Annotated in this window: 17 protein-coding genes, 1 rRNA gene and 1 other RNA gene; 1 reads left to right on the plus strand and 18 read right to left on the minus strand. The window is 56.8% G+C overall.

Annotation, left to right across the window (positions count from 1 at the left end; translation table 11 throughout):
* Positions 1-183: 183 nt before the first annotated feature.
* The 6 genes from GBK02_RS14040 to GBK02_RS14065 all read right to left on the minus strand — a co-directional run bounded on the left by GBK02_RS14040 (position 184) and on the right by GBK02_RS14065 (position 7241).
* Positions 184-1908 (minus strand): bifunctional protein-serine/threonine kinase/phosphatase, encoded by a 1725-nt coding sequence (locus GBK02_RS14040; RefSeq protein WP_203467246.1) that lies wholly within the window; start codon positions 1906-1908, stop codon positions 184-186.
* A gap of 67 nt (positions 1909-1975) precedes the next feature.
* A complete protein-coding gene (locus tag GBK02_RS14045) occupies positions 1976-2788 on the minus strand; it encodes a formate/nitrite transporter family protein (protein WP_203467247.1) in 813 nt (270 codons plus the stop codon).
* Between the two features lie 77 nt (positions 2789-2865).
* Positions 2866-3297 (minus strand): hypothetical protein, encoded by a 432-nt coding sequence (locus GBK02_RS14050; protein ID WP_203467248.1) that lies wholly within the window; start codon positions 3295-3297, stop codon positions 2866-2868.
* A 70-nt stretch (positions 3298-3367) separates the two neighbouring features.
* Positions 3368-3679, minus strand: coding sequence for a nitrite reductase small subunit NirD (gene nirD / locus GBK02_RS14055; protein WP_203467249.1), 312 nt, complete (start codon positions 3677-3679; stop codon positions 3368-3370).
* 25 nt (positions 3680-3704) lie between these two features.
* Positions 3705-6149 (minus strand): nitrite reductase large subunit NirB, encoded by a 2445-nt coding sequence (gene nirB, locus GBK02_RS14060; protein ID WP_203467250.1) that lies wholly within the window; start codon positions 6147-6149, stop codon positions 3705-3707.
* A gap of 243 nt (positions 6150-6392) precedes the next feature.
* The gene (locus GBK02_RS14065; protein WP_203467251.1) at positions 6393-7241 is read right to left on the minus strand and encodes a LysR substrate-binding domain-containing protein; all 849 of its coding nucleotides are present in this window, start codon (positions 7239-7241) and stop codon (positions 6393-6395) included.
* 98 nt (positions 7242-7339) lie between these two features.
* On the opposite strand from GBK02_RS14065, the gene GBK02_RS14070 reads away from it, so the two are divergent.
* Positions 7340-8548: a YbfB/YjiJ family MFS transporter gene (locus GBK02_RS14070; protein WP_203467252.1), complete on the plus strand. Its 1209-nt coding sequence runs from the start codon at positions 7340-7342 to the stop codon at positions 8546-8548.
* 7 nt (positions 8549-8555) lie between these two features.
* Here GBK02_RS14070 and ybiB read toward each other — a convergent pair whose 3' ends face one another.
* From ybiB to rrf, 12 genes are all read right to left on the minus strand, one after another.
* Entirely contained in the window at positions 8556-9542 is a 987-nt protein-coding gene (gene ybiB, locus GBK02_RS14075; protein ID WP_203467253.1) for a DNA-binding protein YbiB, read from the minus strand.
* An 18-nt stretch (positions 9543-9560) separates the two neighbouring features.
* Positions 9561-12284 carry a nitrate reductase gene (locus GBK02_RS14080; RefSeq protein ID WP_203467254.1) on the minus strand — a complete coding sequence of 908 codons (2724 nt, stop codon included), beginning with the start codon at positions 12282-12284 and terminating at the stop codon, positions 9561-9563.
* Between the two features lie 113 nt (positions 12285-12397).
* On the minus strand, positions 12398-12832 hold the full coding sequence (locus tag GBK02_RS14085; RefSeq protein ID WP_203467255.1) for a ClpXP protease specificity-enhancing factor: 435 nt from the start codon (positions 12830-12832) through the stop codon (positions 12398-12400).
* Between the two features lie 2 nt (positions 12833-12834).
* On the minus strand, positions 12835-13431 hold the full coding sequence (locus GBK02_RS14090) for a glutathione S-transferase N-terminal domain-containing protein (RefSeq protein ID WP_203467256.1): 597 nt from the start codon (positions 13429-13431) through the stop codon (positions 12835-12837).
* Between the two features lie 83 nt (positions 13432-13514).
* Positions 13515-14234 (minus strand): cytochrome c1, encoded by a 720-nt coding sequence (locus GBK02_RS14095; RefSeq protein WP_203467257.1) that lies wholly within the window; start codon positions 14232-14234, stop codon positions 13515-13517.
* Positions 14235-14245: 11 nt separating this feature from the next.
* On the minus strand, positions 14246-15547 hold the full coding sequence (locus GBK02_RS14100; protein ID WP_203467258.1) for a cytochrome b N-terminal domain-containing protein: 1302 nt from the start codon (positions 15545-15547) through the stop codon (positions 14246-14248).
* Between the two features lie 3 nt (positions 15548-15550).
* On the minus strand, positions 15551-16147 hold the full coding sequence (petA, locus tag GBK02_RS14105; protein WP_203467259.1) for a ubiquinol-cytochrome c reductase iron-sulfur subunit: 597 nt from the start codon (positions 16145-16147) through the stop codon (positions 15551-15553).
* An 83-nt stretch (positions 16148-16230) separates the two neighbouring features.
* Complete coding sequence (recR, locus tag GBK02_RS14110) at positions 16231-16830, minus strand: recombination mediator RecR (protein WP_203467260.1); 600 nt, start codon at positions 16828-16830, stop codon at positions 16231-16233.
* Positions 16831-17154, minus strand: a complete 324-nt coding sequence (locus GBK02_RS14115) for a YbaB/EbfC family nucleoid-associated protein (protein ID WP_239003041.1) — start codon at positions 17152-17154, stop codon at positions 16831-16833.
* Positions 17155-17167: 13 nt separating this feature from the next.
* Entirely contained in the window at positions 17168-18769 is a 1602-nt protein-coding gene (gene dnaX, locus GBK02_RS14120) for a DNA polymerase III subunit gamma/tau (protein ID WP_203467261.1), read from the minus strand.
* 27 nt (positions 18770-18796) lie between these two features.
* Positions 18797-18895, minus strand: an RNA gene (gene ffs / locus GBK02_RS14125) — signal recognition particle sRNA small type.
* 151 nt (positions 18896-19046) lie between these two features.
* Positions 19047-19159: ribosomal RNA gene (gene rrf / locus GBK02_RS14130) — 5S ribosomal RNA — on the minus strand.
* Positions 19160-19184: the final 25 nt, after the last annotated feature.

Genomic DNA, 19184 nt, shown 5'->3' on the forward strand with positions numbered 1-19184 from the left:
AGGGTTCCGGCGCACCAAAAGCATGCACGGCATGCCATGGCGGTGCAGACGTTCGGTACATTGACGCACCAGGAAAACGCTCCTTGCGCCAATCACCGATGCGGCACACCGCCGCCGGAGCGCAGAGCTACCCGGCTTTGCTGATTTCCCGCTGTTTCCTGCGGTCGACCGCGGAAAACAGCCTTATTTGAAGCGGACCAGACTCAAGACGATGAGCGCCAGCATCAGGACAAAAGAAACGCTCTTCCAGAAAATCACCGGGTTGCGCTCGATCAGCGGCGGGCGGGTCTTGTTGAGGAAATCGCGATTCGGGTGGTGCAGGTCGAAAATGAACTCGGATAGCTCTTCGTAACGCTCGAAGGGGTCGGGCTCGACGGCCTTGCGGATCGCATCATCAACCCAGGGCGGGATTTCCTTCTCATCGTTGAGCACCGATTGATAGACGAGCTTTCGCTGGGCCGCCTTGGTCCGCGACTTGGCAAGCTCGATGCCGTAGGGCAATTTTCCGGACAGCATCTGGCAGGCGATCACACCGAGCGAAAAAATGTCGGAGCGCGACGACCCGTTTTCCCCGAGAAAATACTCCGGCGCCGCATAGGTGGCCGAGCCGAGCAGGTTGATCTGCTCGATCGGGGTCGCGATCTCCATCACGCCGGCGACTCGCGTCGCACCGAAATCGATGATTTTCACCGTGCCGGTGCTGTCGATCATGATGTTGTCGGGGCGAATGTCCTGATGCACCATTTCCAGGCGATGAAACGCCTGCAGCCCTTTGGCCGCCTGTTCGAGAATCCCGCGCACGCTGGCCAGATCCGGCTTGGGGTTGTCGATCATCCATTGGGTCAGCGTCTGCCCCTCGATGAACTCGGTCACGACATAGATGTAATTGCGCTTGCGCGTCTGCTGGCAAGGCTTGAGGACATGGGCGCTGTTGATGCGGCGGGCGATCCACTCTTCCATCAGGAAGCGTTCAAGATAGGCCGGGTCGCCCTGTAGATCGATCGACGGTGTCTTGATGACGACTTTTTGCCCGCTTTCACCGTCGACCGCAAGATAGATGTGGCTCCGGCTGCTGCCCTTGATTTCGCGAATGATCTGGTAACCGTCGAATTGCGCACGCGGCTCAAGCAGTGGCGCAAAGGGGAGTTCGGCAATCTGCCGATAGATTTCGTTGGCCTCCGGGCTGGGCAAGGCCTCGATTCTGACAATCTGCACGGTCAGGTTGTCGCCACTGCCCTGCCGATAGGCTTCCTCGACAATGCACTTGGCGGCAGCGTCCAGGTCGGCCGCGCAGGCATCCAGCGTGGCAACGATGAAATCTGCCGTGACGAATTCATAAACGCCATCCGTCGCCAGCAGAAACAGATCGTTTTGCTCGATCTGAACCGACTGATAGTCGACCTCCAGCTTGCGGTCGATGCCCAAAGCGCGCGCCAGATGGCTCTGGGCAGAGGAAATCCAGACCCGATGATCATCGGTCAGCTGCTTGAGTTCGCGGTTGCGCAACTGGTAGATCCGCGTGTCGCCGACATGGAAAAGATGCGCCGTCGTCGATTTGATGACCATGCCGCTGAACGTGCAGACATAGCCACGATCCTTGTCGTAGCGGTGCTGGCTTTGTTGCGTCTGCGAATGCAACCATGAATTGGTCGCGACCAGCACCCGCTCGCCGGATGTCCTGACCGACCAGGCCTCGGAAGTACAGTAGTAATCCTCAAGAAAACCTGTGACTGCCGACTGGGCGGCCACCTGGCTGACCTGGCTGCTGCTGATCCCATCGGCCAGCGCAATGGCGATGCCCTTGGAACTGAGTTGCGGTTCGTTCGGAATGCAAAGTCCATGGAAATCCTGGTTGCTTTCCTTGCGGCCCTTGTCGGAATACTGTCCGGCGGATATTTTGAGTTTCATGGTCACTTTTATACAAGAAAAGCCCCAGCCCTGAACGGGACTGAGGCTTTCCGGATGATCCGGCCGATTAGTTGAAGGTGCGCTTCGGGCCGGTCTTGATGTGCGTTGCGTACAGGGTCAGGCCGGTGAAAGCCAGGCCGCCGACCAGATTGCCGAGAACCACCGGGATTTCGTTCCAGATGAAATAGTCGAGGATAGAGAAATTGCCGCCCATCATCAGGCCGGATGGGAAGAGGAACATGTTGACCACGGAATGCTCGAAAGTCATCGCGAAGAACAGCATGATCGGCATCCACATGGCGATCACCTTGCCGCTGACGGTGGTCGAAATCATCGCGCCAACCACGCCGGTGGAAACCATCCAGTTACACAGCATGCCGCGCATGAAAATGGTCAGCCAGCCCATCAAACCGTACTTGGCGTAGCCAATCGTCCGGGCTTCACCGATATGGCCGATCTTGGTGCCGATTTCATTCGGGGCCACCGAGAAACCATAGGTAAAAACGAAGGACATCATGAAAGCCACGGTCAATGCGCCGAGGAAATTACCGGTAAAAACAACTCCCCAGTTTTTGAGGATGGCCTTGATCGTGACGCCCGGACGCTTGTCCAGCCAGGCCAGCGGCGTCAGCACGAATACCCCGGTCAACAGGTCAAAACCGAGCAAATAGAGCATGCAGAAACCGACCGGGAAAAGGATGGCGCCCACCAGCGGCTGGCCGGTCATCACCGAAGCGGTCACTGCGAACACGGCCGCCAGCGCGAGAATGGCTCCCGCCATGTAAGCGCGGATCAGGGAGTCGCGGGTGGACATGTAGATTTTCGATTCGCCCGCATCCACCATTTTGGTGACGAATTCAGAAGGTACCAGGTAAGCCATTTTGAGTTCCTTTATCTGGCTGGATGAATCCCAGCCTGAAGTTTTTTGATCTATCAGTCGCGCCAGCGAGCACGCGCTTACTTGCCATCCAGACGAACCACCGTTTCCGGCGGAGCGTTCGCAATCTGGTACTCGACCATACGGATCGCGGTCAGGATGTCTGTCTTGCGCTGCCCGCAGATGTATTTATCCGCTTCGGAAAAAACCATCTGCAAACGCCGCTTTTCAACATCGCCAAAGGTTTGTCCGTTAGCCAGCGCCAGCAACAACTCCTGGATGCCGCTATAGAAATTGATCGAGCGACGATCCTTGTTGATGTAGGCCAGCGCCAGGGCAACGTTGAACACACCGGCAACCGAAGCGACATGCTGGTGATCCCACTCTCCCGTCGCCACAAGGTGTGACAGATGGAGATGCGGAATGAGCATGATGTGCACCTCTTCCGGTTCGCTGATACCAAATTCGGCACCAAGGAAACGGTTGATTTTGCGATGACCTGAAAAAGACATTTGATTCGCTTGTCGTTGGATTGGGCCGGGCAACAAGCTGTCGCCCGGCATGTTCAGAAAAGAGACCCGATCAGACCGACAGGAAGACCTGTCCGCCCTCGACCTTGACCTCGAATTTGGTGCATGAGCCAACATCCGGCGCAACGGCGTGACCGTCTTCAAGGCCGATATTCCAGCCATGCAGCGGGCAGGTCACCCGCTTGCCGTGCACGATGCCCTGCGACAACGGGCCGCCCTTGTGCGGGCATTTGTCGTGCATGGCAAAGACTTGATCATCCGAGGTGCGAAAGATGGCGATGTCGCCGCCAGTCGATGGCTTGACGATGCGCGAGCCAAGTTGCGGGATATCTTCCAGCGGGCAAATCAGTTTCCAGTTACTCATTTTTATGTCCTCGTTTTCTGAATTCTCAAGCTTCGACCATGATCGGGATGAACTGCTTGACCGGACCTTCTTCGCGGGACGTTGCCCACGGATCCTTGGCATCCTTCAGTGAATCAAGCAAACCGGCGTACAGCGCCTTGCGGCCTTCCTCATCCTCAAGAATCTTGCCCTTGATGTAGTCCAGACCGACACGTTCCATGTAGTGGCAGGTGCGCTCCAGATACCAGCCCTCAAGGCGGTAAAGCTGCAGGAAGGCACCGGAATACTCCATGACGTCCTCGTCCGAATTTACCTTGCACAGGAACTGGGCAACTTCGGTCTTGATGCCGCCGTTGCCGGCGATGTAGATCTCGTAGCCGGAATCGACACCGATGATGCCGACGTCCTTGATACCGGCCTCGGCGCAGTTGCGCGGGCAGCCGGAGACGGCCAGCTTGACCTTGTGCGGGGCGTACATGTCGAACAGCATCTTTTCCAGCTTGACGCCCATGTCCATGGCCAGCTGCGTGCCGAAACGGCAGTGTTCGGCACCGACACAGGTCTTCACGGTGCGGATCGACTTGCCGTAAGCGTGGCCGGAAACCATGCCAGCCGCGTTGAGGTCGGCCCACATCGCCGGCAGGTCTTCCTTCTTGACGCCGAGCAGGTCGATACGCTGACCGCCGGTGACTTTCACGGTCGGCACGTTGTACTTCTCGGCGGCATCGGCGATGGCGCGCAGTTCGTTTGGCGTCGTCAGGCCGCCCCACATGCGTGGCACGACGGAGTAAGTGCCGTCCTTCTGGATATTGGCGTGCGACCGCTCGTTGATGAAGCGCGACTGCGGATCGTCCTTGGCTTCATGCGGCCAGGTCGAGATCAGGTAGTAGTTCACCGCCGGGCGACACTTATCGCAACCGTTCGGGGTCTTCCACTCCAGCGCCGCGAAGACAGCCTCCTTGGTAATCAGGTGCTGGCTCAGGATGGCATCGCGCACCACTTTATGCGAGTGATCCGTACAGCCACAAACCGGCTTCTTGTCGGAAGCGGCCGGGGTATAGGCGCCACCGATGGTCGAAGCCAGAATCTGCTCGACCAGGCCGGCACAGGAGCCGCAGGAAGATGCCGCCTTGGTGTGCTTCTTCACCTCATCCAGCGTGAAAAGGCCCTTTTCCTTGATCGCCTTGACGATCGTTCCCTTGGTAATGCCGTTACAGCCGCAGACCTCGGCGCTGTCAGCCATTTCGGCTGCCTTGCTCTTGCCGGCGTGGCCAACGTCACCGACCAGCGACTGGCCGAAGATCAGCGAATCACGAATGTCGTGGATGTCGCGCTTGTCCTTGAGCAGCTGGAAGTACCACGGGCCATCGGCCGTATCGCCGTACATCACGCCGCCGACCAGCTTGTTGTCCTTGATCACCAGCTTCTTGTATACGCCGCCGTAGGGGTCGTTCAGCACGATTTCCTCGGTGCCCTCGCCGCCCATGTATTCACCGGCCGAAAAGAGATCGATGCCAGTCACCTTGAGCTTGGTCGAAGTCACCGAGCCGGTATAGCGGCCGATGCCGTAGCCCGCCAGATGATTGGCCGCAACCTTGGCCTGCTCGAACAGCGGCGCAACGAGGCCGTAGGCGATGCCACGGTGGCTGACGCACTCACCGACGGCGTACACCTTCGGGTCGTAGGTCTGCATCGTGTCGTTCACGACAATGCCGCGGTTGCAGTAGATGCCGGAAGATTCGGCCAGCGAATAGTTGGGGCGGATGCCGGCGGCCATGACGACGAGGTCGGCCGGAATCTGCATGCCGTCCTTGAAGCGGATGGCGGCAACACGGCCGCTCTCGCCCTGGATCAGCGCCTCGGTCTGCTTTTGCAGCAGGAACTTGAGGCCCTTGTCTTCGAGGGATTTCTGCAGCATGCGACCGGCGACTTCATCAAGCTGGCGTTCGAGCAGCCACGGGCCGAGGTGCACGACGGTCACATCCATACCGCGCAATTTGAGGCCGTTGGCCGCTTCGAGGCCGAGCAGGCCGCCGCCGATGACCACCGCGTGCTTGTGCTTGGTCGCGGCATCGATCATTTCATCGGTATCCTTGATATCGCGATAACCGATGACGCCGGGCAGGTCGTTGCCTGGAATCGGCAGCATAAAGGGGGTCGAGCCGGTGGCGATCAGCAGGCGGTCGTAATATTCCTCGGTGCCGTCTTCAGCAATGACCTTGCGGCTGACACGATCAATCGTCTTGATCTGCTTGCCGGTGTGCAGCGTAATGTTGTTTTCCTTGTACCACGCCAGTTCGTTGAGCACGATTTCCTGGATGGTCATTTCGCCCGCCAGGACCGGCGAAAGGAGAATACGGTTGTAGTTCGGGTGCGGCTCGGCGCCGAAGATGGTGATGTCGTAGTGATCCGGCTTGATCTTCAGGAGTTCTTCGACGGTGCGGACACCGGCCATGCCGTTGCCGATCAGGACGAGACGGGGTTTGCTCATTTTTGGCTCCAACGTTGCGCGCACCCTGGGGTGCAAAATTTATTTCAGCGCATGACGTCGTTGCCATCGAGCCGCCCCCGTTGGCGGTTGATTCGCTGTACTGGCAATCCTTATCGCAAGGCCCATGCCAGACAGACAAGCAACTGTTTATTAAGAAGTTTTTAAAATTCGCTTGAAGATCGACGCACCAAAACGGGGCGAACATCTCCAGTGCGGTGCAGTTTCAAGCTCCCTCTGGGCAAATTACAAAGCGCTTGCAGCAACCGCCTGACTCAAGGTTTTCAAGGCCGGCATCAGGGAGCCTTCTCGCAGCACGATCATGCCTGTGGGTACGTTGGCGATATCGGCAGGAAGTGACTCAACCACCAGATCTGCCGCATGCAAGGATTTCTCAACCACGCGCCGTGGCATCAGCGTCCAGCCCAAGCCAACCGAGACGCACCCGAGGATGCCTTCGAGTGTTCCAAATTCCATGGCATCGGCCACGGCATGACCAATCGTACGTTGCCAGGCCATTGCCCTCGCCCGGTAGGCACAACCTTCGCGGAAAAGAATCAATGGCTGGCGCGCCGGGCTGGCTCCGCGCGCGCAAACCTGAACCAGTTCTTCAACCACCAGTTGCTCGAAAACCAGCTCCGGATGCACGACCGGCCCCGCGACAAAGGCGCAATCCAGTTTGTGACTCAAGACTTTGTCCATCAAGTGAGCCGTCGTATCGGTATAAACCCGCAACTCGATGCCCGAATGATCGGCCCTGACAGCCTTCAGCGCCGTCGGCAAATGCAGGGCCGCAAAGGTTTCCATGGCACCGATGCGCAACTCGCCGACGCTCTCGCCAACCTGACGGACTGCCGCACTGGTCTGCCGCTCAAGCAGCAACATCCGACGTGCGTAATCAAGCAGGACACGTCCCGAAGGCGCCAGCTCCAGGCCGCGCCCCTTGCGGAAAAAGAGATCGGTCCCAAGCTCCTCTTCCAGCCGGCGAATCCGGCCGGTCACGTTCGATTGAACGGTGTTGAGCTTGCGCGAAGCGGCAAGAATGCCGCCTTCTTCCACCACAGCCTGAAATGTTCGCAGGGCGACGAGCTCCATTGATATCTCCAATAAAGAACAAAGCATTCACAATAATTCATTTGTTTAGATTAATTATCCTCGTTAATGTATTAGTAACCAATAAGCCTGGATAAAAAATGACTTCACAGAGAGAACGCATCAAAGTGCTTGGGGCAGGCATTTTCAGCCTGATTCTGGTACTCGGCGTAGCCCGCTTTTCGTACACCCCGCTGCTCCCGTTGATGCAGCAACAAGCCGGGCTGGGCGTTGCGGAAGCCGGCTGGCTGGCAGCCATCAACTACGCCGGCTATTTGAGTGGCGCACTGATTGCGTCCCTGATCAGCGACCTGGTGCTCAAGGACAAGCTTTACCGGATTGGTCTGGTAACGGCCATTCTCAGTACGGCAGCTATGGGCATGAGCACCGATCTGACGGTCTGGGCCATCTCGCGCTTTGTCGCCGGACTGAGCAGCGCAGCCGGCATGTTGCTCGGCACAGGGCTTATCCTGAACTGGCTGATTCGGCACAATCATCGCAGCGAACTTGGCATCCACTTTGCCGGCATCGGCCTGGGCATTGCCGGCTGCGCTTCGGCCGTCGCCGTCATGAGCCACGGGCTTGACTGGCGGGAGCAGTGGTTTGCCTTCACGTTGATCGGCTGCGTTCTGCTGATTCCTGCGCTCGCCTGGCTCCCTGCCCCCGACACCAGCGGTATCACCCAGAGCGGCCAGAAAATGGAAGACAAGCCGCCCAGCCCACTTTTCATGCGCCTCTTCATGGCTGCCTATTTCTGTGCCGGCATCGGTTATGTCGTCAGCGCGACGTTTATCGTCGCCATCATCGAGCGCCTGCCGGGCCTGACGGGCCAAGGCAACTGGGTTTTTCTGGCCATCGGCATCGGTGCGGCCCCTGCCTGCATCAACTGGGATTTCATTGCCCGACGCATTGGCGACCTGAATGCATTGATCGCGGCCGCCATCCTGCAAATTGTCGGCATTCTCTTGCCGGTGATGATCGGCGGCCTGGGGGCTGCCATTTTCGGGGCGCTGCTCTTTGGCGGCACGTTCATCGGTATGGTCAGCCTGGTCCTGACCATGGCGGGGCGTTATTACCCGACCCGACCGGCGAAAATGATGGGAAAAATGACGCTTTCCTACGGCGCGGCACAAATCATCGGCCCTGCCGTGACCGGCTGGCTGGCGACCTCGCTGGGCAGCTACAACGCGGGTCTGTATCTGGCTGCGACGGTCATGGCGATTGGCACGTTACTGCTCTGGCTGCTCAAAAACGTCGAGCGACGCGATGCTTTGCAGGCACAGTTGGGAACGCCCTGCCCGCAAAGCTGAATGATGCCTACCCTGCTGCAGCGAGCCCATTCGATTCGACGGCAACGATCGCCTTGGCCTGATTGAAATCCTCGGCATAGCCTGCGGCATAGAGGCAGCAGGCGAGCTGATTGGCAATCGGCTTGGGCAGCGGAATTTGTCGATCCAGTACGCGCTGGATCCATTTTGCCGTCGTTGCCGCATCGGCTGACTCAGGCAGGCTGGGCAAACTGCGCAGGCTTTCGTGTTCTGCTTCAAAAAGCACGTTGACCGCGCCATCATGCACGTACTCAAGGCGAGGGCGACGTTTCGGATTGGCAAACGGCTCGCCTTCCGTACCACGCAGCAAGATTCCGCGTTCGCCCCGGGCAACCAGCATGTTGCGCATCAGCTCGATGAAATCAGGATGCGTGGCAGCCGCAACCAGCACTGCCTCCTGATGAAACGGGCTGAGCATTTTGACCAGACTGTGGGCGCTGCTCCGGACGCCCATCCGACTGCGCAGCGACAACAGATTATGCAAACCGGGACACAGCAGACTGAGCGGGGCAAAAGCCAGGCCTTTCTCGGCCAGACTGTTTTGCGCCTGCAGCACCGAGGTCACCGGCATGATGCCCAATTCGCGCAGAACCTGTGCCGTCGTCACCCGGCCAAACCCTTCAATCAGGCCATGCACCAGTACCGGGACGCCAAAGCGCTGAAGTAGAAGAGCCAGCAAGGGAGTCAGGTTGGCCTCCTTGCGTGCACCGTTGTACGTCGGCAGAACAACCGGTCGAACTCGACCATGCGGTAATTCAAGGTGATTTGTCCGGTCATTGACCGCGGCAAGAAACCCCAGCATTTCGTCGACAGATTCACCCTTGACGCGCAGGGCGATGATCATCGCCCCGAGTTCGAGGTCCGGGACGCCACCGTCGAGCATCGCCGCATAAAGCTGATGCGCTTCGTCAGCCGACAGATCGCGGGCGCCATCGGCGCCGCGACCAAGTTCCTTGATGAAATGAGCGTAGCCCATAGTCTCCTCTCGCCGCGTTCAGACTGGCACGGCTTCTTTGGTCGCGTATTCTGCCACCATCCGCTTGATCTCGGGTACGCAGGAGCCGCAGAAAGTGCCGCATTTCAGGGTTTGCTGCATGCTGGCCAAATCCGAGCCCTGCGCCAGTGCCTGCTGAATCTGTACATCGCTGACATCGGCACATTTGCAGATGATGTTGCGCGACGGCATGCTGACCGGAGGACGCTCGCTGGGAGCCAGGGCAAAGCGGATCAATGATGGATCCAGTTCATCTTCCGCCATGGCCTGTTTCAGCCAGCTCTGTGCCAAGGCCTCCCCTGCCAGCCTGACACCAAACAAGCGGCCATCGCGCACAATGGCTTTCTTGTTGATCTGGCGTTTTGCATCGGCATAGAGAATCTCTCCCTCCGTCGAATCGAGGCCAAACAGACGGTCGACCGCAGCAAGCTGTGCGCTATCGAGCGGACCGTGTTCAGCTGCACGCAGAATCACCAACGGTGCACTACGGCCATACAAACCCACCGCGGCGTAGGGGAAAATCGACAGCAAGCTTCTCGCTTCGGCCAGCAAAGCCCGGGCCTCGTCTGTCGAAGCACAACGCCGAAGCACGGCGACCGGGTAAGGCAAATCGAGTTTATCGATCCGCACCGCAGCATGCTTGAGCTCAGGCTGTTTCGAATAGGGATCAGTCGCTTCGCTGACCAACGCATTCGCCCCGGGCGAATTCATGAACTGGCTTCCCCAATGCATCGGCATCCAGGCTCGGCCTCGCTTCAGCCCGGCACGTTCGGCAATCCGCACGACCATTTCGCCGCGCGGGTTGGCCACTTTCACGATATCACCAGAAGCCAGCCCCCGATGTCGCATGTCGCAGGGGTGCATGGCCAGTTCAGGTTCATCGTCGAGATTGAACAAACGCGGAACCGTGCCTGTCCGGGTCATGCCATGCCACTGGTCACGCATGCGACCTGAAATCAGGCTGATCGGAAATTCATTGCTCAGCGCCTCTGCCGTTGCCTGGTGCTGAACCGGAACAAAACGTGCGCGACCATCAGGCGTCGGGAAACGGCCATCTTCATACAAACGCTGCGTGCCAGCCTGCGCCCCGTCGGGATACGGCCACTGTTGAGAGCCACGGGTTTCCAGGTGGCCATAACTCAAGCCGGTGATATCCAGATCGCGGCCCCGCGTTGTTTCACGGTGCTCGTTGAAAATCTCTTCGGGGTTGGTGTAGGGAAAAAGATGGGCTGTCGCCGGGTTACCCAGCTTGTTCGCCAGGCGCCGGGCAAAGTCGACGACGATTTCCCAGTCATGACGCGCCTCTCCCGGCGCAGCAACTGCTGGCAGAACACGGCTGATGCAGCGCTCCGAGTTGGTGACCGTGCCATGTTTTTCGCCCCATGCGCTGGCCGGCAACAGCAAGTCGGCAAACTCGGCCGTATCGGTGCCGGCATAAGCTTCTTGCAACACGACATATTCGGCCGTATGCAACGCTTTGCGAATGGCAGCCTGATTCGGCATGGAATGCGCCGGGTTGGTGCAGGCAATCCAGACCGCCTTGATCTCGCCGGAATCCAGGCTTTTGAACAGGTCGACCGCAGTCTTGCCTGGTTTGGCGGGAACATCCGGAATCCCCCAGAGCGCAGCCACCTCTGCCCGATGTTCGGGATTTCCAAGGTCGCGATGTGCCGAGAGCAAATTGGCCATCCCGCCCACCTCGCGTCCGCCCATGGCATTGGGTTGCCCGGTCAATGAGAATGGGCCAGCGCCGGGCTTGCCAAGTTGGCCGGTCGCCAGATGAAGATGAATCAGGCTGACGCTGTTGTGGGTTCCATGCGCCGACTGGTTGAGGCCCTGGCAATAGAGTGACAAGGCCGCCGTGCTTTTGCCGAACCACTCGGCTGCCTGGATCAGGTCAAGCTCCGAAATCCCGCAAATACGGGCAACCGCAGCCGGCGTATACGTTTTGACGATTTCGGCAACCGCCTCAAATCCAGTCGTGTGTGCCGCAATATAAGTGTGATCGACCAAGCCATCCCGAATCAGCAGATGCAGCATGCCATTAAACAAAGCGATGTCTGTTCCGGGATTGATCGGCAGGTAAAGGTCGGCAATCTCGGCCGTTTCGGTACGACGCGGGTCGACGACAATGATTTTCAGATCGGGATTCGCCGCGCGGGCGTCTTCGATGTAACGGAAAACAATCGGATGTGCGACAGCCGGATTTGCCCCACTGATGAATATCAGTTGAGCGGCCAGAATATCGGCGTAACAGCAAGGCGGGGCATCGGCGCCCAGTGTCTGTTTGTAGCCAGCAACAGCCGACGACATGCAGAGACGGGAATTGGTATCGACATTGTTGGTACCAATCAGTCCCTTGGCCAATTTGTTGAAGACATAATAGTCCTCGGTCATCAACTGGCCTGAAATATAGAAGGCCACCGAATCGGGACCATAGCGACGAATTGTCTCGGCAAACCGATCCGCAGCGGACTCCAGCGCAGCATCCCAAGCCACTCTCTGTCCGGTCTGGCCGCGCTGCAAGCGGCGCTCTGGGAACAACAGTCGCCCGCTCGGGCCTGCCGTCAAATGGAGCGTTGCACCCTTGGTACAGAGTCGACCGCGATTGGCCGGATGGTCAGGATCGCCGCGCACACCGGAGATTTTCCCATTCTCGGTTTCAATCAGGACACCGCAGCCAACGCCGCAGTAACAGCAAGTGGATTTGACTTCATTTTTCATGACTGTCCTTGAGCAACAGCTGTGCCACCCTGAAACAGCATGAAATTAAATAAAAAAGGGAAATTTCCAGAAGAAATTTCCCTTTTTTGGTGCATCGATCTTGCCGTGCGTCCCTATTTGATGCGTTGCAACTTGGGACGCCCTCCTTCTGGGCGAGGTGGCTCAGGCGGCTCTTCTGCGGGCAAGGCATCAACAGCCACATCCTCTGCGTCATCGAACTCGCCTTGTGACTCTCCAGCCTCAAGCTCAAAAGCCATACCCGCGCCATTTTCACGCGAATAAATTGCCGTAACCTGAGTCACCGGCACGGACAATTCGCGTGAAACGCCACCGAAACGAGCTTGGAAATCGATAAAATCATTACCGATTTTCAGCTTGTTAGTGGCATCGGGGCCCAAATTCAGGACGATTTGTCCATCCCGGACAAATTCCCGGGGGACACGCGTTCGCCCATCAACCTGGACTGAAATATACGGTGTAAATCCGTTATCGCAGCACCACTCCCAGATTGCACGCAGCAGGTAAGGCTTGGTAGACGGCAGTTCCATGTTTACTTGCGCATCGCCTTTTCAGACGGCGTCAATGCATCGATGAAACCCTGACGGCTGAAAATCCGCTCGGCGTATTTCATCAGCGGTGCAGCAGCTTTACCAAGGTCGATGCCATAGTGATCAAGACGCCAGAGCAACGGAGCAATCGCCACATCGAGCATCGAAAACTCATCGCCCAGCATGAATTTTTGCTTGTTGAAGATCGGGATGATCTCGGTCAGACGCGCCTTGATTTCCTGGCGAGCCTTGTCAGCCGTCTTGCCATTTTTTTCGATCACTTCCATGAACGAGAAAATTTCGCGCTCCATACCGACCAGCAACTGACGGGCACGTGCACGCATGATCGGGTCAGCCGGCATCAGTTGGGGATGCGGAAACCGCTCGTCAATGTATTCGTTGATGATGTTCGGCTCGAACAGAACGAGATCTCGCTCAACCAGCACCGGAACGCGGTTGTGCGGATTGATCGCGGCCATTTCTTCCGGCTTGTTGAACATATCAACGTCGATCACCTGAAAATCCATGCCCTTTTCAAAAAGGACAATGCGGCAGCGATGACTAAAAGGGCAGGTGGTGCCCGAGTACAGATTCATCATTTGTGGTAACCCTCAAAATGCGATTCGGCATCGGGGGCTGGCCGAAGCCAAACCCGCGATGCCGTTAGCTGATCCGGACAGGATCAGTGAATGTCTTTCCAGTATTCCTTCTTCAGCGCGTAAGCAAGCACGAAGAGCAAGCCCAGGAAGGCAAGTACGAAGAAACCAAGCTTCTGGCGGAATTCCTGTTGCGGTTCGCCCATCCAGACCATGAAGCCGACAAGATCAGAAACAGCCTTGTCGAATTCGGCCGGAGCCATCTGGCCCGGAACAGCCACTTCCAGCTTGTGGGTTTCGTGGTTCAGGACTTGCTGCCCCTGAAGACCATAAAGAATGTGCGGCATGCCGACATTTTCGAACACCACGTTATTCCAGCCGGTCGGACGGTTTTCGTCACGATAGAAGGAGCGCAGGTAGGTGTAGAGCCAGTCTGCACCTGCACCGGCATTACCAGCTTCACCACGGGCACGGGCAATGATGGTCAGATCCGGCGGCGTAGCACCGAACCAGAGCTTTTGTTCATCGGCACGAGCGGCCACAGTCATCAAGCCACCAATCTTGTCGGAAGTGAACATCAGGTTTTCCTTGACCTGCTGTTCAGTCAGACCGAGGTCGACCAGATTCTTGTAGCGCATGTAGGAAGCACCGTGGCAATTCAGGCAGTAATTGACGAACAGCTTGGCGCCATTCTGCAATGCAGCCTTGTCACCGACCGAGCCCGGCCACTTGTCGAGATGAACCGCACCGCCGCTGGCAAATGCCATGATCGGCGCGAAGAGCAATGCGATCAGAAATTTTTTCATTTTTTGCATCCTCACTTCATCGTCACGCGGTCAGGAACCGGCTTGAACTTGTCCATGCGTGACCACCACGGCATGCCCAGGAAGAAACCGAAGTAGAACACCGTGCAGATCTGGGAGATCAGCTCGCCCATCGGCGACGGAGACAGGGTACCCAGGTAACCGAGGATGAAGAAGACGATCACGAAGATGGTCAGCATCACCTTGGTAATCGGGCCACGATAGCGGATCGACTTGACCGGGCTACGGTCGAGCCAAGGCAGGGCAGCAAAGATCACGACCGAAGCCCCCATGCCGATCACACCCCAGAGCTTTGCCGGCAAGCCGAAGAAGTTCCAGACCATGGCACGCAGGATCGAGTAGTAAGGTGTGAAGTACCAGACTGGTGCAATGTGCGGCGGGGTTTTCAGCGGATCAGCCGGATAGAAATTCGGCGTTTCCAGGAAGTAACCGCCACCTTCCGGTGCGAAGAACATCACGGCGGAGAAGACCATCAGGAAAACAACCACACCGACGATATCCTTGACCGTGTAGTACGGGTGGAAAGGAATGCCATCGCGCGGAATGCCATTTTCATCCTTGTTGGCCTTGATCTCGATACCGTCCGGATTATTCGAACCGGTTTCGTGCAGAGCCAGCACGTGAGCTGCAACCAGACCAACCAGAACCAGTGGGAAGGCAATCACGTGGAAGGAGAAGAAGCGGTTCAGCGTAGCGTCACCGACGACGAAGTCGCCACGGATGATGATCGACAGATCAGGACCAATGACTGGAATCGCAGAGAACAGATTGACAATAACCTGTGCGCCCCAGAAGGACATCTGACCCCAAGGCAGCAGGTAGCCGAAGAAAGCTTCGCCCATCAGCACCAGGAAAATACCGACACCGAACAACCAGGTCAGTTCACGCGGCTTGCGATAGGAACCGTAGAGCAAGCCACGGAACATGTGCAGGTAAACCACGATGAAGAAGGCTGAAGCACCGGTCGAGTGCATGTAGCGAATCAGCCAGCCACCCGGTACATCACGCATGATGTACTCAACGGAAGCAAAGGCAATCGGCACGCCGTTCGCGTTCAGGGCCGCATCCGGCTTGTAGTGCATGACCAGGAAAATGCCGGTGACGATCTGGATGACCAGAACCAGCAAAGCCAGAGAGCCGAAGAAATACCAGAAGTTGAAGTTCTTCGGGCAGTAATACTCGGACAGATGTCCCTTCCAGAGAGAAGTGGCCGGGAAACGGGCATCAACCCATTCCAGGACATTCCCGCCGATGGAACCATCAGACTTGTATTTTTCGAAGTTGCCAGCAGCCATTTCTTATGCTCCCTTCTTGTCTTCGCCGATCATGATGCGGGTATCGGAAAGATACACGTGCGGCGGAACTTCCAGGTTGGTCGGGGCAGGCTTCGCCTTGTAAACGCGGCCGGCAAAATCGAAGGTCGAACCATGGCAGGGGCAAAGGAAGCCACCCAGCCATTCAGCGCCCATCCCCTCTTCTGCGCCCTTCTTGAATTTCTGCGAAGGGGAACAGCCGAGGTGGGTACAGATACCGACAGCCACCAGAATTTCCGGCTTGATCGAACGGGTATCGTTCTTTGCGTAGGCTGGCTGCTGATTGTTGTCAGACTTGGGGTCGGCAACAGCATCAGTCAGCTTGGTCAGCGTTTCCAGCATTTCCTTGGTGCGGTTAATGATCCACACAGGCTTGCCACGCCATTCGACGGTCATCATCTGACCCGGTTCGAGCTTGCTGATATCGACTTCAACCGGAGCGCCTGCCGCTTTGGCACGCTCGGATGGAAGCAAGCTGGAGACGAACGGCACAAGAGCAGCAACAGCCCCTGTTCCGCCCACGGCCGCGGTGGCAACGATCAAACGCCGTCTGCCGCAGTCCATTTTTCCTTGTTTGCTCATAACGCTGACCCCTAAAGGAATTGGATGGGATTAAAAATAAACGCTAAATTATACGCCAACGGAACCGACGTTAAAAGCCGTTGTCAGGCAGCACAAGCCTTACGCTCTCTCAAGGCCTGTGCCAATGTGCCGCTATCGACATATTCAAGCTCACCACCAACCGGCACCCCGCGTGCAATACGGGTGACGCCAATACCTTTCGGCTTCAACATGGCGGTGATGTAATGGGCTGTCGCCTCTCCCTCATTGGTGTAATTAGTGGCAAGAATTACCTCCTGCACCAATCCATCCATGACGCGTGCCATCAATTGCTCGAGACCTAACTCCCGCGGCCCGACACCATCCAACGGTGAGATACGCCCCATCAAAACATAGTAAAGCCCCTGATAAGCCAGGGTTTGCTCCATCATGTTCATATCAACGGGCGTTTCAACCACGCACAAGACGGACTGGTCCCGCCTGGGAGATGCGCAGCGCTCACAAATTTCGGTCTCACTGAAGGTATTGCAACGCAAACAATGCTTTACCGCATCCAGCGCATGCAAAACCGCCTCACCAAGCCGCTTTGCACCTTTGCGGTCTCGCTGCATCAGGTGATAGGCCATTCGCTGCGCTGACTTCGGACCAATACCGGGAAGGCAGCGCAGAGCTTCGATCAGGGACTCAAGACCCGTCGGTGTCACTTAGAAAGGCAGTTTGAAGCCAGGAGGAAGATTCAAGCCAGCAGTGAAGCCGGACATTTTTTCCTTGCTCAGCTCCTCGCCTCTCCGAATCGCATCATTGACAGCTGCAGCAACCAGATCCTCAAGCATTTCACGATCATCCATCACAGAAGGATCAATGCTCACACGACGCACATCATGGGAACAGGTCATGATGATTTTGACCATGCCAGCACCCGACTGCCCCTCGACCTCTATCTGAGCCAGCTGGTCCTGCGCCTTCTTCATGTTGTCCTGCATTGCTTGAGCCTGTTTCATCAGGCCAGCCAAACCACCCTTCATCATCGTATTTTCTCCATCAGGAAATCGGTCTAATTGAAGCTTCTGTGAGTGAGGCATCGAATGACTCGATTGCTTCACGAATAAAACTATCCTGCTCGATCGAAGCGATTGCGCGGTCTTGACGATCTTGACGTTCACGGCTTGCCGTTGCTGCAGGCGTATCTATTTCAATCGCATCAAGCTCTATCCGCAACTTCAGCGGCCTTCCAAGATAATCACTCAACGCCGCCTCAAGCTTGTCTGGGGACGGCCTCATCTGAAGATGAGCATGCGCCGGCGCAAGTCGCAGCAGACAATCCCCTTCATTCAATTCGCGCAATTCGCAATGCTGAGCCAGCTCCCTGGCAAGGCCACTTAATTGCAGCGCAGCAACCATCTCATGCCAATCGTCCTCACCACTGGACACCGCTGTGCGTCGTTTGTTTTCAACAGGCGCAGGTGCTGGAGACAAAGATGGCGCTACTGCTGCGGTCAACGGTTTGCCAGGCGGCAATTTGGGCTGCGAACGAACAGAAGAGACAACCTCCATGACCGACGCCGGCCTGAAAGTGAACAGTCGCAGCAAGGTCATAACAAACCCGGCGTACTCATCTGGGGCTGAAGCCATCTCGGACCGGCCAACGTTGACGATTTGATAAGCCAACTGGACAAATTCCGGAGAAAAAGAAGCGGCAAGTGCAACGAGACGCGCCCTCTCCGGATCATCTTCATCGACAGCCGAAGGCACACACTGAATGATCTGGATGCGGGTCAGCAAAGCCGCAAGCTCTTGCAATGCCAGTGCATAAGACAGACTTCTCACGCCGAGATCAAAAGCGACCTGAAGCAAGGTGGAACTATCGCCATCTTTCAGCGCATCCAGAATTGTCAAAAGATAATCAAGATCAACGGAACCAAGCATGCTCCGAACCTGTGACTCTTCCACCTTCCCTGCGCCATGTGCAATTGCTTGATCAAGCAACGACAAAGCATCTCTCATACTGCCCGATGCCGAACGTGCAAGCAGGGTAAGCGCAGAAGGCTCAAACGGTACGGATTCGGCCTGGAGAATATGCGCCAGATGCGTCGTAATGGCACTCGCCGGCATCTGCTTCAGGTTGAATTGCAAGCAACGAGAAAGAACGGTAACCGGAATTTTCTGCGGATCCGTCGTTGCCAGAATAAATTTAACGTGCTCCGGCGGCTCTTCAAGCGTTTTCAACATTGCATTGAAAGCTGAATTTGAAAGCATATGGACCTCATCGATCACATAAACCTTGAAGCGACCACGTGTCGGTGCATAGACAGCATTTTCAAGCAGCTGACGCATCTCTTCAACACGTGTATTTGTTGCCGCATCAACTTCGAGCAAATCAACGAAGCGACCGCTATCGATTTCCTGGCATGCGGAGCAGACCCCACAGGGGGTTGCGGTAATGCCCGATTCGCAATTCAGCGACTTGGCAAGAATACGAGCAATAGTTGTCTTGCCAACACCGCGAGTCCCGGTGAAGAGATAAGCATGGTGCAAACGCTGTTCAGAAAGGGCATGAGCCAATGCTCGAACTACGTGCTCCTGCCCAACTAGCGTAGAAAAATTGCGCGGCCGCCACTTGCGCGCAAGAACTTGATAACTCATGCGCTCCACACCGTAACAGAAAATGAAAGTGGCGAGCCTAACCCCCGGCACTTGCAATAAGTAGCTGTGGCTGCTTCCTTCCGGACCTGACCAGATTCACCACCTTGCAATGCGGGGAGACCCGCCGATAGAGATTCTACCACAGCCGCCAGCCCAAGCGGGTGTCGATTCACTTGAAAACACTGCTGCAACTGACGTTGATTGAGGAGATTTTGATTATTTATAGCATTAAAGCATAAAGCCCTCGTTACGTTGGTAACGAGGGCTTTGAATGGGAGCCTGGCGGTGACCTACTTTCGCGAGCGGAAGCTCACTATCATCGGCGCGATTCTGTTTCACGGTCCTGTTCGGGAAGGGAAGGGGTGGGTCCAGAAGGCTATTGCCGCCAAGCGTAACTTGTGTGCTTGTCGCTGAT

The organism is Dechloromonas sp. TW-R-39-2, from assembly GCF_016864195.1.
In the GTDB taxonomy this organism is placed as follows: Bacteria; Pseudomonadota; Gammaproteobacteria; order Burkholderiales; family Rhodocyclaceae; genus Azonexus.

Coding starts and splice junctions, on each gene's coding strand:
- GBK02_RS14040 (WP_203467246.1), bottom strand. CDS start 1,908: ATGAAACTCAAAATATCCGCCGGACAGTATTCCGACAAGGGCCGCAAG.
- GBK02_RS14045 (WP_203467247.1), bottom strand. CDS start 2,788: ATGGCTTACCTGGTACCTTCTGAATTCGTCACCAAAATGGTGGATGCG.
- GBK02_RS14050 (WP_203467248.1), bottom strand. CDS start 3,297: ATGTCTTTTTCAGGTCATCGCAAAATCAACCGTTTCCTTGGTGCCGAA.
- nirD (WP_203467249.1), bottom strand. CDS start 3,679: ATGAGTAACTGGAAACTGATTTGCCCGCTGGAAGATATCCCGCAACTT.
- nirB (WP_203467250.1), bottom strand. CDS start 6,149: ATGAGCAAACCCCGTCTCGTCCTGATCGGCAACGGCATGGCCGGTGTC.
- GBK02_RS14065 (WP_203467251.1), bottom strand. CDS start 7,241: ATGGAGCTCGTCGCCCTGCGAACATTTCAGGCTGTGGTGGAAGAAGGC.
- GBK02_RS14070 (WP_203467252.1), top strand. CDS start 7,340: ATGACTTCACAGAGAGAACGCATCAAAGTGCTTGGGGCAGGCATTTTC.
- ybiB (WP_203467253.1), bottom strand. CDS start 9,542: ATGGGCTACGCTCATTTCATCAAGGAACTTGGTCGCGGCGCCGATGGC.
- GBK02_RS14080 (WP_203467254.1), bottom strand. CDS start 12,284: ATGAAAAATGAAGTCAAATCCACTTGCTGTTACTGCGGCGTTGGCTGC.
- GBK02_RS14085 (WP_203467255.1), bottom strand. CDS start 12,832: ATGGAACTGCCGTCTACCAAGCCTTACCTGCTGCGTGCAATCTGGGAG.
- GBK02_RS14090 (WP_203467256.1), bottom strand. CDS start 13,431: ATGATGAATCTGTACTCGGGCACCACCTGCCCTTTTAGTCATCGCTGC.
- GBK02_RS14095 (WP_203467257.1), bottom strand. CDS start 14,234: ATGAAAAAATTTCTGATCGCATTGCTCTTCGCGCCGATCATGGCATTT.
- GBK02_RS14100 (WP_203467258.1), bottom strand. CDS start 15,547: ATGGCTGCTGGCAACTTCGAAAAATACAAGTCTGATGGTTCCATCGGC.
- petA (WP_203467259.1), bottom strand. CDS start 16,147: ATGAGCAAACAAGGAAAAATGGACTGCGGCAGACGGCGTTTGATCGTT.
- GBK02_RS14115 (WP_239003041.1), bottom strand. CDS start 17,154: ATGATGAAGGGTGGTTTGGCTGGCCTGATGAAACAGGCTCAAGCAATG.
- dnaX (WP_203467261.1), bottom strand. CDS start 18,769: ATGAGTTATCAAGTTCTTGCGCGCAAGTGGCGGCCGCGCAATTTTTCT.